Genomic DNA, 16,697 nt, shown 5'->3' with positions numbered 1-16,697 from the left:
TCGTTAGAGAGGCTTGATAATACTGCATGTGCTGAATACTGCACAATCAGGACTTACGCAAAACTCCGATCTCTTCGTTAAAAGTTGATTTTAATTCAGTCATTTAGTTTGGGCTAAACTCCCTCATTAAAATCAACTTTTGCCTCGACCTCGAAGTTTTTCGTAAGTCCTTATTCTACGCAAAATCCGCTCTCTCCGTTAAAATTTAATTTTAAATCAGTCATTTAGTTTGGGCTAAACTCCCTCATTAAAATCAAATTTTGCCTCGACCTCGAAGTTTTTCGTAAGTCCTTATTCTACGCAAAATCCGCTCTCTCCGTTAAAATTTAATTTTAAATCAGTCAGTTAGTTAGGCTAAACTCCCTCATTAAAATCAAATTTTGCCTCGACCTCGACGTTTTTCGTAAGTCCTTATTCTACGCAAAATCCGATCTCTCCGTTAAAATTTAATTTTAAATCAGTCAGTTAGTTAGGCTAAACTCCCTCATTAAAATCAACTTTTGCCTCGACCTCGACGTTTTTCGTAAGTCCTTATTCTACGCAAAATCCGCTCTCTTCGTTAAAATTTGATTTTAAATCAGTTAGTTAGTTAGGATAAACTCCCTCATTAAAATCAACTTTTGCCGCGACCTCGAAGTTTTTCGTAAGTCCTTATTCTACGCAAAATCCGATCTCTTTATTAAGATTTGATTTCAAATCAGTCAGTTAGTTAGGCTAACTCCCTCACTAGAATCAATTTTGCGTCGGACTTGACGTTTCTCGTCAGTCCTGACAATGCAAAATGCATCCCCTAGGCACGAAGCGCTAAAAGTCACATTATATTAAGGTAGCGCTTTTTCAATCTGCATCGTGCGGGAAGTCAGGGGTTGGCAGCGAGGACAAAAAGCAGAATTTCTTCCACCTATTACTGTTGCATCAATCAAGGTCTGACAATGAAAACAAGGGAGATTTTTGCGACCATACACTTGTAAATCATTGGTAAAATAGCCAGGTTTTCCATCGATGGCATAAAAATCACGCAGCGTTGTGCCTCCAGCCTTGATGGCTTGTTCCAAGACCTGCTTAATATGGCTAGCCAGTCGGTCGTACTGAGCCAATTTAAGAGAGCCTGCGGGTATCAACGGGTGAATACCCGCTAAAAACAAGCTTTCAGTGGCATAGATATTACCTACGCCAACGACGATGTCATTACTCATAATAAAGGATTTAATACTTTGCTTTTTATGGCGGGCCCTTTGACTTAGGTAACTGCCAGTAAACGAATCATCCAGGGGTTCCGGGCCTAAATGAGCTAAAAGGCGGTGCTGATAAGGGTTTTCCTTTAAATAAAGCCACAATCCAAAGCGGCGAGGATCATTGTAACGAAGGATTAACCCGTTCTGCAGAAGCATATCGATGTGATCATGTTTGGCTGCAACAGATGTTTTCTCCGTAATACGTAAATGACCGGACATTCCCAAATGAATAAGCAAATAACCTTCGGATAGTTGTAACAACAAATATTTGGCACGTCGGTAAATGGCCTTCACTACCTGGCCGGTGCAGTGCTGATTTAATGCAGGGGTGACCGGCAAGCGCAGTTGTGGCTGTCTTATCGTAATGCCTATAATAGTCTGATTCAGTAAAAACGGGCTTAGACCACGCCTGGTCGTTTCTATTTCCGGTAATTCAGGCATTAGTCTTTGTCGTTATGTTCAATAACGCGCCCTTCGGTTTTTGCAGGTGTATTACTACTGGGGAAAAAATAGCTTTTCACAAAAGATATTGCCCAAAGGATACCACCTATTAATAAGCCCCATATCAGTACATAGGAAAACATAATGAATAACCCGATGACTAATGCAATCGCTATCCCGAGCATGAGGAAGGGAACGATATTTTCTAAAAGACGTTGTAATTTTTCATTCATTGAAATAGTCCTACTGTGAAGGAAATGAGCCATATCTCATACCCTTATGTGAAAATTATCGTCCACAAGTGGATACGATGCAATGCGAATTGTGCAATTTGTGGTATTATATAGAAAGTGCATTGAAAAATTGTTGTCTCAATGCGCACATTATTTACCTATGGGGAGTAACCGATGATTTACGGTGTTTTAAATTTGTCGTTCTGGGGTTATGTAATAGCCACCATTGTGCTAACTCAAATCACAATCGCAGCCGTTACGATTTATTTGCATCGCCACCAAACCCATCGCGCGTTGACATTACATCCGATTATTAGTCATTTTTTCCGCTTTTGGTTATGGTTAACGACCGGTATGGTGACCGCAGAATGGGTCGCTATCCATCGCAAACATCATGCTACTACTGATGTTGAAGGCGATCCGCACAGTCCCAAAGTTATGGGCTTGAAAAAGGTATTCTGGCAGGGCGCCGAGTTGTATAAATCAGCGGCCAAAGATAAAGAAATGGTTGCCAAATACTCACATGGTACGCCAGATGACTGGATGGAGCGCAATGTTTACTCGCGTTTTTCTGCCAAAGGCATCATGTTAATGTTTATTCTCGACCTGGTACTGTTTGGTCTTCCCGGTATTACTATTTGGGCAATTCAAATGATGTGGATTCCACTTCATGCTGCCGGTGTGGTAAACGGCGTAGGTCATCACTGGGGTTATAGAAATTTTGAATGTGCCGATACATCAACGAATCTTATTCCCTGGGGTTTTTGGATCGGTGGGGAAGAGTTACATAACAATCATCATACCTTTGCCTCTTCAGCCAAATTTTCGGTGAAATGGTGGGAGTTTGATATCGGTTGGTTATATATCCGCTGTTTAGCTTTCCTGGGTTTGGCAAAAGTCAAAAAATTGCCGCCCAAATTGGCGATGGATGCTGGTAAATTACAAGTTGATCTTGACACAGTTAAAGCAGTAGTGAGTAATCATTTCCAGATTATGTCCCATTATTACAAGCGTGTTATGCGCCCTATTCTTAAAGATGAGAAGCGCATTAGTGAGAATAAGGGAGAGAAACACCTTTTCCAGCGCGCCGGTCGTTTGTTACGCTTGCAAGACAGCTTGTTGTCACCACGAGCAAAGTCACGTTTGCAAGCCTTGCTAGCCAGCCACGAACAACTGCAGGTGGTATATAGCTATCGTCAATCATTGCAAAATATCTGGTTGAAGACAGCCACTTCGCAAAAAGAGTTAGTGGAGGCCTTACAAAATTGGTGTAAGCAGGCTGAAGAGTCGGGTCTGGAAGTGTTGCGTCAATTCGCCCAACAAATCAAAGGCTATGTTCCAAAACAAGTAAAAGTTTAGGCAATTGCTTATCAAACTGAGACCAATAGGTGCTCATCTTTTAAGTCATGACCCTGTATCAGGTTCGTCATCGTTAATGAGTGAAATTGATGATGACGAACTTGTTCTCCCCGCTAATAACGCTTCATTTTAAAAATTATTTATTTTTAGTCGACTTTCCGCTTTGCTTTATTTAAGCATCCATTGAATGTTAAATAATTAGAGTACTTCCACAGTGTTGGCATTGACATTGCTATAGTTTTACTTTGAAGTAATAGTTACCAGCTACATTATAGAAAGGAGTTATTTATGGAACGAAGGACGGCCGTAGTTACTGGAGGCACTGGCGGAATAGGTTCAGCCATTTGCCAACGCCTGGCTGCTGATTATCGAGTAATCGCTTGCTATTTTAAAGATGGCAGGCATGAGGAAGCGAAACAGTGGCAATCTGCCCAGAAAGAGGCTGGCTATGATATCGATATTTTTTATGCTGATATTGCCAAATTTGATGATTGCGAAAAACTGGCTGCTTTAATTTTAGAGCGCTATGGTCAGATTGATGTTCTGGTCAATAATGCTGGAATCACAGTCGATGCCAGCTTGAAAAAAATGTCTCCCCAACAATGGCAACAAGTCATTGATGCAAATTTGACGAGCGTATTTAATGTAACACGGAATGTCTTACCCTCCATGCTGGAAAAAAATTATGGCCGCATAATTAATATTTCTTCTATCAATGGCCGAAAAGGGCAGTTTGGTCAATGCAATTATGCAGCCAGTAAAGCAGCTCTTTTTGGGTTTACCAAGAGTTTAGCTTTGGAAGTAGCTTCCAAAGGGATTACCGCAAATACCATTTCACCTGGCTACATTGAAACACCTATGCTAGCTGGCGTCAGAGAAGAGGTATTGAAATCGATTATTGCCAACATTCCGGTTGGGCGTTTAGGTACGGCACAAGAGGTTGCCCATGCTGTTGCTTTCCTTGCTTCACCAGAGTCAGGGTTTATTACGGGTGCAAATCTCGACATTAATGGTGGTCAATACATGTAGCCTCGTGCTCGTCAACCAAGGTAATCCTATGCAAAAAGAAAAGGTTGTATTAGTTACTGGCGGCACAGGTGATATTGGAACTGCCATTGCCAAACACTTAAACTCGCTCTATGGGAAAATAATTGCCTTAGATGTCCTTCCTGAGAATAAAGGTTATTTATGGCAGGCTGAGCTTCATGAGGAAGGTTATCAAAACGCTTTCTACAGACATATGGATGTCACTGATTTTGATCAATGTAAAGTAGTGGTTGATGATATTGTCAAAGAATTTGGCCGTGTGGATGTATTGATTAACAATGCCGGCATTACACGCGACGCTGTTTTTAATAAAATGACGAAACAGCAATGGGATGAAGTGCTGACTGTAAACCTGGATGGTATGTTTAATGTAACCCGGCATGTGGTTGAATATATGCGTGAGCAGGAAAGTGGACGAATTGTTAATGTTTCCTCTGTCAACGCTCAAAAAGGCCAGTTCTCGCAAGCAAATTATGCAGCATCCAAGGCAGGGGTTTATGGCTTTACCAAAAGCTTGGCGCAGGAGTTAATGGCAAAAAATATTACGGTTAATAGCTTATCACCTGGATATGTGAATACGCGATTGATGAAAGGTATCAGGCCCGATATTCTGGAATCAATCATTGCTCTGATTCCTGCTAAACGGTTAGCGGAGCCTGAGGAAATTGCGTGGGTTGTAGAGTTTCTAATCAGTGATAAAAGTCGTTATATCACCGGTGCCAACTTAAGTGTTAATGGCGGCTTGCATATGTATTAAAACCTAAGCTTACAGGCTTGATCTGTAAGCTTGAAGTCGGTAAAGAGAGTAAAATGGCAATGAGATTGATTAAAAAATATAAGAATCGCAGGCTTTATGACACAGAGAAAAGCCAATATATTACCGTTGAAGAATTACAACGTTATGTTGTGGATGGTATTCCCTTTCGAGTCGAAGATTCAACGAATGGCAAAGATATAACTAATATTACTCTTCTACAGATTTTTGTGGAGATGGAAAGTGGTTCCAGTCAATTTCTTTCAGTCGATATGTTACGGCAACTGATTGTGTTAGCCCACCACCCAATGAATCAAGCGTTTAGAGGGATGTTAGAACAGATGTTTTCTAGTCTGGAAAAATCCCTGCAAACGAATCCCTACCTCAAAGACTATCAGCAATCGACGGATGCTGTGTCACAGCAGATGCAGCAATTATTTAAACAATGGCAAGGATTTTTCAAGCCATAGAAGGAATTTATGCTGCACTGCAAAAAAAAGAGGAAAATCTCTTGACAATCATATTTCATAAGTACTAATCTAATATTGTGCAGTGCAACATAATGGAGAAAATCATGAATCAAGCTTCTTTTGAAAAATGGAGTGAAATGGCTAAAAAGGCACAAGAACCTTTTCAAGCAATCGCTGAGCTTAATGTTAAAACCTTACAAGGATTAACTTATTTAAAACCAGAGGAACTGGCAAACCTCAAGAAACCAGAAGAGTTATTGGAAAAGCAAATCAATTTGGCAGTTGAAAATGGCCATAAGGCATTGGATTACATGCAAAAGTCATTTCAAATTTTTGAAAAAGCAATGCTTTCTCTGGTTCAGGAAGTAAAAAATAAAGCTGGGGAAAAGAAATAAATCCCTTTTTATCGCTTCAAATTTTTAAGAGATTACTTCATACAGTAATCTCTTTTTTTTGATTCATCAGGTTCGAAAGAAGTCTATGCAAACAATCCTTAATTTTGCTCTTTAGCAGGTTCTAATTTATAAGTCTTGTAAACATAAGTTCCGGGTGCATCCACCAAGCCCTTGAAGGGCAAGTCGGTAAACTTTGGCGGGGAAACCAGGGGGCCAGACTCCTTCCTCAACCACTCTAGCCACTCTGGCCACCAGGAACCTGGTTTATGCGTCGCATTGGCTAACCATTCTTCTGCTGTTTGTGTTGTGCTGTTATTGCGATAGAAACCATATTTTTCACTGCTTGGCGGATTAATGATACCGGCTATGTGGCCTGAGCCGCCTAGCAAGAAACGTTTTTTTCCACGCATGAGTTGAAAGCCTTTATAGGTGGTTTGCCAGGGGGCGATATGATCTTTGTGTGTGGAGAGGAAAAAAGTAGGTACATCAATTTTAGTTACATCTAATGGAGTATGATTAAGATGTATTTTCCCCGGTTTTACCAGATCATTATGGAGGTACATCCAGCGTAAATATTGTGAGTGCATTTTGGCCGGCATATTAGTCGCATCCGCATTCCAATATAAAATATCAAAGGGAACAGGATTTTTACCCTGGAGATAATTTTTTATAAAAAACGACCATACAAGGTCATTTGCACGTAGAGAGTTAAACGTGCTGGCCATAAAGCGCCCGTCGAGAAACCCTTTGGAGTGCATTTCTTCTTCAATACGGACAATTTGCTGTTCATCAATAAAAACGGAGATATCACCGGGATCACTAAAATCAATCATTGATGCCAGGAAAGTAGCGCTGCGGACCGAGTCTTCACCATGTGCTTTAAGATAGGCTAACATGCAGGCATTTAAGGTTCCCCCAATGCAAAAGCCAAGTATGTTCACTTGCTTTACCTGCAATTGTTCCTGGATGATTTCAATAGCCGTCATAGGACCATCTTTGAGATAGTCATAGATACCCTTTTGAGCATAGCTCGCATCGGGATTAACCCAGGAAATAACAAAGACAGTAATGCCTTGTTCGACTAGCCAACCGATCAATGAATTGTGCTTACTTAGATCCAAAATATAGTATTTATTAATCCACGGTGGGACTAAAAGTAGTGGTACAGCCTGGACTTTATCGGTTTTGGCCGTGTACTGGATCAATTCCATCATGTCATTGCGATAAACGACTTTACCGGGGGTTGTCGCAATATTAACACCTATTTTAAATGCATCGGTATCGGTCATTTTAATCAATAACCGTGACGAACCCGCTTCCATATCGGTCAATAGGTTTTGCAGGCCGCGTAATAAATTTTTACCGTGACTTTGTAGAGTTTCAGCCATTAATTGCGGGTTAGTGTGCAGGAAATTAGCCGGGGATAAAGCATCCAGGTATTGTCTGGTAAAAAATTGAACTCTTCTGGCGAGCTGTTTATCGCCATAGTTAAGATGCTCAAGCAACGAGTTCATATGTTCACTGGCCAGCAGATAGTGTTGGCTGAGTAAATTGAAGAAAGGATTATTGAGCCATTCATCGCCACTAAAGCGGCGATCATTAATTGGCATGGGTTTACCTTCTAGCCAATGATTGAATTGGTCTTGTGCCAAGCCTATAGCATCTTGCCAGTAAGCAATTTGCATCTGCCATACTTGCTCAGGATTTTTTAACAAAGTAATGACCAACGCCTGGTAATCACTGGTTAAATCCATAAATTGCTTGATAAGACCTGGCATTTGCTCAGGTTGCTTTTTAAAGCCTTCCAATAGATTCAGGCTTTTTGCAGCAATGGTTTGCATAATGTCATGAAGTTCTGCGTCCTGGGTCATCCGAGCTCCTGATAGCAATGGCTAAGCGCTTCTATTTTCACATGTTTTAGATTAATTTAGCATGTAGGGCATCTATAGATAAACTATAGATGATTCTCTGTGAAAAAGAATTGCTTTTCGTTGTAATTTTAGGAAATTTTCACCGCGAATGGGCAGATTTTTGCTATAGCAGGAGTGAGATACATCGAGGGCGTACACTTCTCCTTTCTGTTGTTTCTGAGTTACAATCCCGGCAATTTTCTTTTTTTTTGTTTTGAATGCATCTGAAACAGTTAAAACTGGCAGGGTTTAAGTCCTTTGTGGAACCAACCGTTGTGCCTTTTCCCAGTCAATTAGTTGCTGTTGTAGGGCCTAACGGCTGCGGAAAATCTAATATTATCGATGCCGTCCGTTGGGTGATGGGCGAAAGCTCAGCAAAAAATCTGCGTGGCGAATCGATGACGGATGTCATTTTTAATGGTTCTTCACAACGTAAAGCCGTAGGGCAAGCCTCAGTCGAACTGGTTTTTGACAACAGCATGGGGCGGCTTGGCGGCCAGTATGCTTCGTACCAGGAAATTGCCGTTAAACGCCTGGTTACTCGCGACGGTGAATCGCTTTATTACCTTAATGGCAGTCGTTGTCGTCGCCGAGATATTACGGATATTTTTCTGGGGACTGGCGCTGGTGCTCGTGGCTATTCAATCATTGGGCAAGGCACTATTTCCCGCCTGGTTGAAGCTCGTCCTGAAGAGTTGCGGGCTTATCTGGAAGAAGCTGCCGGGGTGTCCAAGTATAAAGAGCGGCGTCGGGAAACTGTGTTACGTATCACCCATACACGAGAGAATTTGGCACGTGTGGCTGATATTCGCGATGAACTGGACAAACAGTTACAACGTCTTGAGCGTCAGGCAAAAGCTGCCGAACGTTATAAAGCACTGAAGATAGAGGAACGGCTGTGTAAATCGGAAATCCTGGCCTTGAAATGGCAGGCATTAACCGCAGAACAAACAGCCAGGCAAAATGAATTAAAACGCTTGTCGCTGGATTATGAGCAGCATCAGGCCAAAGCCACAGAAGCTTATAAACAAAGTGTTGTGCTGCGGGAAAAACTGCAAGATGACAATGACGCTTTTCAACAGGTGCAAACGAATTTTTATCAATTAGCGACAGAGATTGCCCGTCTGGAAGAAACGATTCAACAACAGCAACGGGAAAAACAACGTTTAAAGGCCGATCAACAACAGTTGCAGATTGATTGGCAAATGGCAACCAGCCAGTTACAGCAAGATCAACATATACAAAGTACCTGTGAAGAATCGTTGCAAGAATTGCAAGAAAAACTGCAAAGCGTGCGGATGGAGTTAGCAGTTAAACAGCAGGTTTTTCAAGAAAAGCAACAGCAATATACGCATTGGCTTGCAGAAACCCAAGAGGTACAAGTGGCGTTGAGCAAGGTTCGTGGCGAAATTCAAGTACAAGAGGTTCGCCTGCAGCATCTTAACCAGCGCCGACAACAGATTTTATTACAGTTACAAAAGATTCAAGATGAACAGCTGTTATTAGCAACAGACGATTTTGTTGCTGAATTAAAAATTCAACAGGATGATTTAACCAGGTTGCAAGCGCAATTGGAGTTAGACGACAAGCAGCATCAACAAGTCACTGCTGCCAATTCTACTTTGCGCCAACAATTAATGGCTATTGAACAAGCACTTCATCAGGCCCAGGATGACGTTCATCGGTTAAATACGCAACAGGCAGCCTTGCTTGCAGCGCAACAGTCTGCTTTGAGACGAGAACATAAAGGCCTTGATCCAGCTACTGCACAGTGGGATAACAAACCTCGCCTTGTGGAATCAATGGTGGTTGATAAGGATTGGCAAGCGATTTGTGAATGGGTTATGGGGGATGGATTACACGCCATTGTACTTGATTCACTCGACACGTTGTGGCCTGAAATGAAGCATTTACAAGGGACCTCCTCTTTATTTGTTAGTCCGGCGCAACGCTGCGAAAAAGCGGGGGCATACCCGCGCTTATCCGATAAGATTCAAGGGATACACCCTAACTGGATTCATCAACTCGATAAAATTTATACCGTATCTGACTTGGAAGAAGCACTGAGCTGCCTGCCAACACTGCAAGAAGACGAGTCGATAGTGACTCTGGATGGATATTGGCTGGGTAAAGGCTGGGCCAAAGTAGCTGATTCTTCAGTCGATGAAGAAGGATTATTGCTGCGCCAGGAAAAGTTGACTGTTATTAACAAGGATCTTTTAACTGCGCAAACCCACTTGGATACGTTAAAGGCGAATCGAGATCAAGTTCATACGCAGATCAAAGAAAATGAGTATCAGCTTGAGACTACCCGACAAACACTATCGCTAAGCCGTGAGTCATTAAGAGATTGTGAAGCCCAACTCCGTCATAAAGAGCGGGCTTTAGAACAAGCCCAAACACGAAGGGATGTTTTAACAACCGAGGGTGAAGCGCTTGGTTTGGAGTTAGAAGAACTAGCCGGCCAACAAGACAGTGCTGCGCAATTATTACAGGCCAGTATTGAAACCAGTAAACAATACGAGCAGCAACAGGGCTTGTTAACTAGTGAAAAGGCAGTTTGGGAATCTACTCTGTTAACCAGTAAGCAAGCAGTGGACGAAGGAAATTCCGTGTTACAGGCTAGCCAGCTGCAGGCTGAACGCGAAATTTTAAAAATTAAGCAACTCAATGAGAATATCCAACGCGAAGAAGCACGGTTAGAGATTTTGAATGAGCGATTGGAATTATTGGCAAACCGGCTACTTGAGTTAGATAACCCTGATCTAACATTAAATACGACTCTCAGTGAGAAAATTAAACAGCATGAGGAGCTGGAAATAGCGTTAGGTACGCGGCGTGAGAATTTGAGTAACCTGACGCAAGAGCTAGAGGCCAGCGAAGCATTGGTTAGAAGTGAAGAAAAACTATCCAAGGCAATTCAGGAAAAAATTCAACAAGAGCAAATGCAAGAGCAGGCTTTGGCTGTTCGTGCCAGTGGAATCATGGATGCTTTGGCAGAGCTTGAGGGGCAAGTCGAATTATTGCTTGCAGCCATTCCAGAGGGTGTTACCCAGCAAATGCGTGAGCAGGCTTTGCAAGATATTATCGAAAAAATCCAGCGGTTAGGCGCAATTAATCTGGCTGCGATCGAAGAATATGATAGTGAATTGCAACGCAAACAGCATTTGGATGGGCAATATCAGGATTTGATGGAGGCATTGGCAACACTTGATGCTGCGATTGAAAAAATGGATAAAGAAACCCAACAGAGGCTGAAAGTCACATTTGATGAAGTAAATACCTCATTTCAAGCTCTTTTTCCTCGTCTTTTTGGCGGTGGACGTGCCATGTTGGAATTGACTTGTGATAATCTGTTGGAAGCGGGTATCTTAGTAATGGCACAACCTCCTGGCAAACGTAATAGTACTATTCATTTATTGTCCGGAGGGGAAAAGGCAATGACGGCGGTTGCTTTGGTTTTTGCAATTTTCCGTTTGAATCCCTCACCCTTTTGTATGCTGGATGAGGTAGATGCACCGTTGGACGATGTAAATGTCGGTAGATTTTGTGATTTAGTAAAAGAAATGTCACAATTCGTTCAATTCCTCTTTATTACTCACAATAAAGTAACCATGGAATTGGCAGAGCATTTGATTGGGGTGACTATGCGGGAACCTGGTGTTTCACGTATAGTTGCGGTTGATGTGGAGCAGGCCTTGTCTATGAGTGAATCTTCGTCTTAAAAGACCAGGAGGAGCTCTTTTAACAGAGTAGGAGTAAAACATGCAGGCAAATTGGAGTCTTATCCTTAATGTACTGTTACTCATTGGAGTTGTGATTGCTATTGGACGGTTGATGAAAGCAAGACGCCAAAGTTTATCCCCAGTCAGTTATAATCCTTCATTGGGAGTAGCAGAAAATAAACCGTTTGACGACATTATTGCGATACGCAAGATTAGTACCTTGCAAAGTGAGCATGAGGATCTTGACGATATTGCTATCAAAACAAAATCAGCCAATCCAGAGAAAACTGATAAGGAAAAGCCAGCCACAACGAGCAATGAGGGCGGTAAATCAGTGATGATGTTTTTATTGGCAAAAGAAAATCGCCAATTAGCTGGTTATGAATTATTGCAAACAGTTCTTGCTGCCGGATTGCGTTTTGGCGAAGGACAGCTCTTTCATCGTCATCAGTATTCCAATGGTCAAGGACCTGTACTGTGTAGTTTGGCGGCTGCCACTGCCAGTGGTGTTTTTGATTTACAGAATATTGGTGCCTTTAGTGTACGCGGGCTTTGTTTGTTTATGCAATCTTCTGGTAATCCTACGATTGATGCCGAGCGTTTTGCCATTATGCTCGAAACAGCAAAACAGTTAAGTGACGGTTTGGATACCTTTTTGCTTGATGAGCAACGACAGCCTTTAACGGAGGCCAGTATTGCCCGTTATCAGAGTTTGTTAAATATCAAAGAACCTTATGAATTACCCGCCTTGGCTTAAAAGGGAGGCGGGACAGTTTAGCTTGCAGCTCAATGTCAAACCAGGTAGCAGGCAAAATGCCGTAAAACTGGATACAGCAGGGGGCTTGCAAATTTGTTTGCAAGCAAGTGCGCAAGATGGCAAAGCCAACAAGATGCTGATTCAGTATTTGGCAAAATTGCTGCGGGTGCAACAAAAACAGATCGTTATTTTGCGTGGGACCACTTCGCGACTCAAGGTACTCCTCATTAAGACAGAGGCAGATGGACAGGAAAAAACGATACAGAAATTATTGGATTCACTGTCGTAATCCTTCATTAATGGATTTGTTTTAGGACAATACATCTATTAAGAGATATAATTCCAACGTCTAGCCTGATTCGGATTTTACAGAATGTTTCACGGAAGCTAAATCCACTCTGGCCGGCTGCAATAATAATCAGTAAACTAAGCTTTTAACAACCTACAAATACTATGAACTTAAATACTATTGCTGCACTATTTGATAGTCCTTCCACTGACCAGACACCACTTACGGGTATATGCATTGATAGTCGTCAGGTAAAGCCAGGTAATTTATTCGTTGCTTTGCGCGGAGAGCGTTTTGATGGCCACGATTTTATGGAGGAGGCTGTTGCCAAAGGTGCAGTTGCTGTACTTTGTAATCAAGCTAATCCCAAAATAAGTGTTCCACAGTTGGAAGTGCCTGATACCCTGGAGGCTTTAGCGAGAATCGCCAGTTATCATCGTCAATCGATTACCTGTCCAATCATTGCGTTAACAGGCAGTAATGGCAAAACGACAGTAAAAGAGATGATTGCCTCTGTTTTACCCAAACCAGCCCATGCTACTCCCGGTAATCTAAATAATCACATTGGCGTGCCATTGACCTTACTGCAATTAAAACCTGAGCACCGCTATGCAGTGTTTGAGCTTGGGGCAAATCATCCTGGAGAGATTGCTCATACAGTGGCGATGGTCAAACCGCAGGTTGCTTTAATCAATAACATTGCGCCGGCTCATATTGAGGGCTTTGGTTCCATTGATGGTGTTGCGCGTACTAAAGGGGAAATTTATCAGGGGCTTGCTGTTAACGGCACGGCTGTTATTAATGCGGATGATGACTATGCCCATTTTTGGGATGACCTTCTGACCGATAAAAAAGTTTTACGGTTTTCTTTAACGAAACCAGTGGATGTTTATGCACGGGATCTCTCTTTTAATCAACAGGGTTGTGCAAGCTTTACTTTGGTACTTCCCAGCGGACAAGCACCACTTACCGTAAAAATCCCCGGAGAACATACGGTACGTAATGCCCTGGCTGCCGCTGCCTGTTGTTATGCTGCGGGCATTTCTTTAACAGACATTGTTCAAGGATTAAGTCAATTTAATGGCGTTGCCGGACGAATGACTTTTTTATCCGGCAAGAACGACTCCCTGGTTATTGATGATACCTACAATGCCAATTTGCGTTCTGTATTGACCGCCGTTGATGTGTTGTCTAAACGGCAAGGCCGTCGCATTCTCGTTTTGGGTGATATGGGGGAATTGGGCGCCTGGACTCAAAAACATCATGAAGAGATTGGCCATGTTGCCCAGCGTCAAGGTATCGATTTGCTGATGACTTGTGGTGTTCATAGTGAACATACTGCCAAAGCGTTTGGTTCGACAGCCAGACATTACAACAATCAGGAAGAGTTGGCGCAAGATTTGCTCACTAAATTAGATGCGAACACAACGGTGTTGGTAAAAGGGTCGCGCTCTTCAGCAATGGAAAAAATTGTGCGCCAATTGGTGGGTTGAATTAGCTGGTTTATGGTATGCTTGGCAACTTTTTGCGCGGTCCCAATATTGCTTGATACACAGGTCAATGGAATTGTGGAATTATTCGAACCCCCACTATTTATTTTGCCTGTTGATAGCGCTTAATTTTTCTTTACGAGAGGTACAAATAATATGCTTTACTGGTTAACGCAGCTATTACAAGGACAGTATCATGCGTTTAGAGTGTTTCAGTATTTAACATTCCGTTCTATTTTAGCCGCACTCACAGCCTTACTGGTAGGGCTTTTTTGTGGTCCCTTGATGATTCGGTGGTTAAGAAGTTTGCAAATTGGTCAGATGGTTCGTGATGACGGGCCTAAAACTCATTTGTCAAAAGCTGGAACGCCTACGATGGGTGGTGTCCTGATTTTGTTAGCCATTCTTGTCAGTTGTTTATTATGGGGTGATTTACGACAACCAGCCTTATGGTTGGCTCTGTTAGTAACGACGGGGTTTGGTATTGTTGGTTGGGTTGATGATTATCGCAAGGTGGTCCGTAAAAATAGTAAGGGGTTACCAGGTCGTTGGAAATATTTTTGGCAATCCGTGATTGCCCTTGCTGCCGTTTTCTATCTTTATTGCAGTGCTGATATTCCAGTAAGCACCCAATTATCGGTTCCCTTTTTCAAAAATTGGTTTATTACCCTTGGTCCTTTATTTCCCGTGCTTGCCTATTTTGTAATCGTAGGAAGTAGCAACGCAGTTAACCTGACAGATGGTTTGGATGGTTTGGCTATTATGCCTATTGTGATGGTTGCTGGTGCTTTGGGTATTTTTGCCTATGCAAGCTCGAATGCACTCTACGCTCATTACCTGGCGATTCCTTTTGTGCCAAACACTGGGGAGTTAACTATTTTTTGTTCATCCATTGTTGGCGCAGGCCTGGGTTTTCTCTGGTATAACAGTTATCCCGCCCAAGTGTTCATGGGCGATGTAGGGTCATTGGCTTTAGGCGCTGCCTTAGGCATTGTGGCAATTGTCGTCAGACAGGAATTAGTGCTGTTGATTATGGGGGGGCTGTTTGTCATTGAAACCATATCCGTCATTTTGCAGGTAGGGTATTTTAAATACACAGGTGGAAAACGTTTGTTTCGTATGGCGCCGCTGCATCATCATTTTGAACTGAAAGGATGGTCTGAGCCCAAGGTCATTGTACGTTTTTGGATTATGACAGTGGTCTTCGTGCTCTGTGGTTTGGCAACGCTAAAATTACGTTAGGCATAATTATGAATCAGCCATTTTATCTTGTCGCAGGATTGGGGAAAACGGGGCATTCAATTGCTGGTTATTTAAGCCGGCGTAACAAACCCTTCGTAGTTTTTGATACCAGGCAGTCAGTTGAGGGTTTGGCGGCCTTCAATACGGAGTTTCCGGGTGTCGACGTATTTTTAGGTGATTTACCAATCACCATTTATCAGCAATTGGCTGGAATTATTACCAGTCCGGGTGTTGCACTGGATGAACCTTTTTTGCAGGAAGCGTTTCGTCGGAAGATTCCTGTTTTTGGTGATATTGAATGCCTGGCCCGTGAAATCGATGCGCCGGTTATTGCAATCACTGGGACTAATGGTAAATCAACCGTTACGACATTAGTCGGTGAAATGGCGAAGGCGTCTGGCCTTTCAGTTGCTGTTGCCGGGAATATTGGTTTGCCGGTTCTTGACCTGCTTGATAATGATCAACACTACGACTTATGGGTTTTGGAATTATCCAGTTTCCAATTGGACCTCACCTATTCACTGAGTCCGATTGCAGCAACTATTCTAAATGTTTCTCCCGATCATCTTGATAGGCATCATAGCCTCGAAGCGTATATTACGGCCAAACAGCGAGTTTATCATCAGGCACAAACCATTCTATCAAATCGAGATGATGCGCAGACAATACCACAAGTCGCCGCCAACAGAACAATGGCGACCAGTTTTGGTCTGGATCAACCTGCGGCTGGGCATTGGGGCATGATTGAAAAAAATGGGACTCATTACCTGAGTTATGGAAATGAATGCCTGCTGTCCACAGAGGAATTACGCATTAAGGGCAAACATAACTGGCAAAATGCTTTGGCTGCCTGTGGCTTGGCGGCGGCTGCCGGTATAAAACCTGAATACATGATTAAGGTGTTAAAGACTTTTACTGGCTTGCCGCATCGCTGTCAGTGGGTAAGGACGCTTGATGAAATTGATTGGATTAATGATTCAAAGGGGACAAATATCGGAGCAACTATCTCGGCTATTTCTGGGATAGGCGGCGCGATGCAAGGGAAAATTGTATTAATCGCCGGCGGTCAAGGAAAAGGCGCTGATTTTAATGAATTACGCCCCTCTGTTGCCGAACATGTCCGTTCTGTTGTTTTAATAGGTGAGGATGCGGATAAAATAGAGCAAGCTTTAGCGGATATAACGCCAGTATTGCGTGCCACATCCCTGGATGAGGCGGTGACCATGGCAAGGACCCAGGCCACATCAGGCGATGTCGTCCTGTTATCTCCTGCCTGCGCAAGCCTGGATATGTTTCGTGATTTTAATCATCGCGGCGAAGTGTTTGCAAATTTAGTGAGTAAGTTGTGAG

General features: G+C 42.7%; 14 protein-coding genes. 11 read left to right on the top strand and 3 right to left on the bottom strand.

The window, feature by feature from the left end:
* Positions 1–821 precede the first annotated feature (821 nt).
* Together mutM and Lfee_RS03035 are read right to left on the bottom strand one after the other, a co-directional pair.
* A complete protein-coding gene (gene mutM, locus Lfee_RS03040) occupies positions 822–1,676 on the bottom strand; it encodes a bifunctional DNA-formamidopyrimidine glycosylase/DNA-(apurinic or apyrimidinic site) lyase (RefSeq protein ID WP_058443816.1) in 855 nt (284 codons plus the stop codon).
* Positions 1,676–1,909 carry a hypothetical protein gene (locus Lfee_RS03035; RefSeq protein ID WP_058443815.1) on the bottom strand — a complete coding sequence of 78 codons (234 nt, stop codon included), beginning with the start codon at positions 1,907–1,909 and terminating at the stop codon, positions 1,676–1,678. The genes mutM and Lfee_RS03035 overlap by 1 nt, the downstream gene beginning before the upstream one ends.
* 174 nt (positions 1,910–2,083) lie before the next feature.
* Here Lfee_RS03035 and Lfee_RS03030 point away from each other — a divergent pair, with 174 nt between their 5' ends.
* The 5 genes from Lfee_RS03030 to Lfee_RS03010 all read left to right on the top strand — a co-directional run bounded on the left by Lfee_RS03030 (position 2,084) and on the right by Lfee_RS03010 (position 5,934).
* Positions 2,084–3,268 (top strand): DesA family fatty acid desaturase, encoded by a 1,185-nt coding sequence (locus Lfee_RS03030; RefSeq protein ID WP_058443814.1) that lies wholly within the window; start codon positions 2,084–2,086, stop codon positions 3,266–3,268.
* 288 nt (positions 3,269–3,556) lie between these two features.
* Entirely contained in the window at positions 3,557–4,297 is a 741-nt protein-coding gene (gene phbB / locus Lfee_RS03025; protein ID WP_058443813.1) for an acetoacetyl-CoA reductase, read from the top strand.
* Positions 4,298–4,325: 28 nt separating this feature from the next.
* Positions 4,326–5,072: an acetoacetyl-CoA reductase gene (gene phbB / locus Lfee_RS03020; protein ID WP_058443812.1), complete on the top strand. Its 747-nt coding sequence runs from the start codon at positions 4,326–4,328 to the stop codon at positions 5,070–5,072.
* A gap of 53 nt (positions 5,073–5,125) precedes the next feature.
* Positions 5,126–5,539 (top strand): polyhydroxyalkanoate synthesis regulator DNA-binding domain-containing protein, encoded by a 414-nt coding sequence (locus tag Lfee_RS03015; RefSeq protein ID WP_058443811.1) that lies wholly within the window; start codon positions 5,126–5,128, stop codon positions 5,537–5,539.
* Between the two features lie 104 nt (positions 5,540–5,643).
* On the top strand, positions 5,644–5,934 hold the full coding sequence (locus Lfee_RS03010; RefSeq protein WP_058443810.1) for a phasin family protein: 291 nt from the start codon (positions 5,644–5,646) through the stop codon (positions 5,932–5,934).
* Between the two features lie 98 nt (positions 5,935–6,032).
* Here Lfee_RS03010 and Lfee_RS03005 read toward each other — a convergent pair whose 3' ends face one another.
* Positions 6,033–7,805 carry a PHA/PHB synthase family protein gene (locus Lfee_RS03005; RefSeq protein ID WP_058443809.1) on the bottom strand — a complete coding sequence of 591 codons (1,773 nt, stop codon included), beginning with the start codon at positions 7,803–7,805 and terminating at the stop codon, positions 6,033–6,035.
* Between the two features lie 257 nt (positions 7,806–8,062).
* Here Lfee_RS03005 and smc point away from each other — a divergent pair, with 257 nt between their 5' ends.
* From smc to murD, 6 genes are all read left to right on the top strand, one after another.
* Positions 8,063–11,569 carry a chromosome segregation protein SMC gene (gene smc, locus Lfee_RS03000; protein ID WP_058443808.1) on the top strand — a complete coding sequence of 1,169 codons (3,507 nt, stop codon included), beginning with the start codon at positions 8,063–8,065 and terminating at the stop codon, positions 11,567–11,569.
* Positions 11,570–11,609: 40 nt separating this feature from the next.
* Positions 11,610–12,326 carry a cell division protein ZipA C-terminal FtsZ-binding domain-containing protein gene (locus Lfee_RS02995; protein ID WP_058443807.1) on the top strand — a complete coding sequence of 239 codons (717 nt, stop codon included), beginning with the start codon at positions 11,610–11,612 and terminating at the stop codon, positions 12,324–12,326.
* The gene (locus Lfee_RS02990) at positions 12,304–12,615 is read left to right on the top strand and encodes a DUF167 domain-containing protein (RefSeq protein WP_058443806.1); all 312 of its coding nucleotides are present in this window, start codon (positions 12,304–12,306) and stop codon (positions 12,613–12,615) included. Before Lfee_RS02995 ends, Lfee_RS02990 begins: the two co-directional genes overlap by 23 nt.
* Positions 12,616–12,779: 164 nt before the next feature.
* Complete coding sequence (locus Lfee_RS02985; RefSeq protein WP_058443805.1) at positions 12,780–14,108, top strand: UDP-N-acetylmuramoyl-tripeptide--D-alanyl-D-alanine ligase; 1,329 nt, start codon at positions 12,780–12,782, stop codon at positions 14,106–14,108.
* Between the two features lie 153 nt (positions 14,109–14,261).
* The gene (gene mraY, locus Lfee_RS02980) at positions 14,262–15,347 is read left to right on the top strand and encodes a phospho-N-acetylmuramoyl-pentapeptide-transferase (RefSeq protein WP_058443804.1); all 1,086 of its coding nucleotides are present in this window, start codon (positions 14,262–14,264) and stop codon (positions 15,345–15,347) included.
* A gap of 8 nt (positions 15,348–15,355) precedes the next feature.
* The gene (gene murD / locus Lfee_RS02975; RefSeq protein WP_058443803.1) at positions 15,356–16,696 is read left to right on the top strand and encodes a UDP-N-acetylmuramoyl-L-alanine--D-glutamate ligase; all 1,341 of its coding nucleotides are present in this window, start codon (positions 15,356–15,358) and stop codon (positions 16,694–16,696) included.
* Position 16,697: the final 1 nt, after the last annotated feature.

Origin of the sequence: Legionella feeleii, from assembly GCF_001467625.1 — a bacterium.
In the GTDB taxonomy this organism is placed as follows: domain Bacteria; phylum Pseudomonadota; class Gammaproteobacteria; order Legionellales; family Legionellaceae; genus Tatlockia; species Tatlockia feeleii.
Note: the sequence above shows the minus strand (reverse complement) of the source record. Positions and strands in the feature narration are given on the sequence as shown.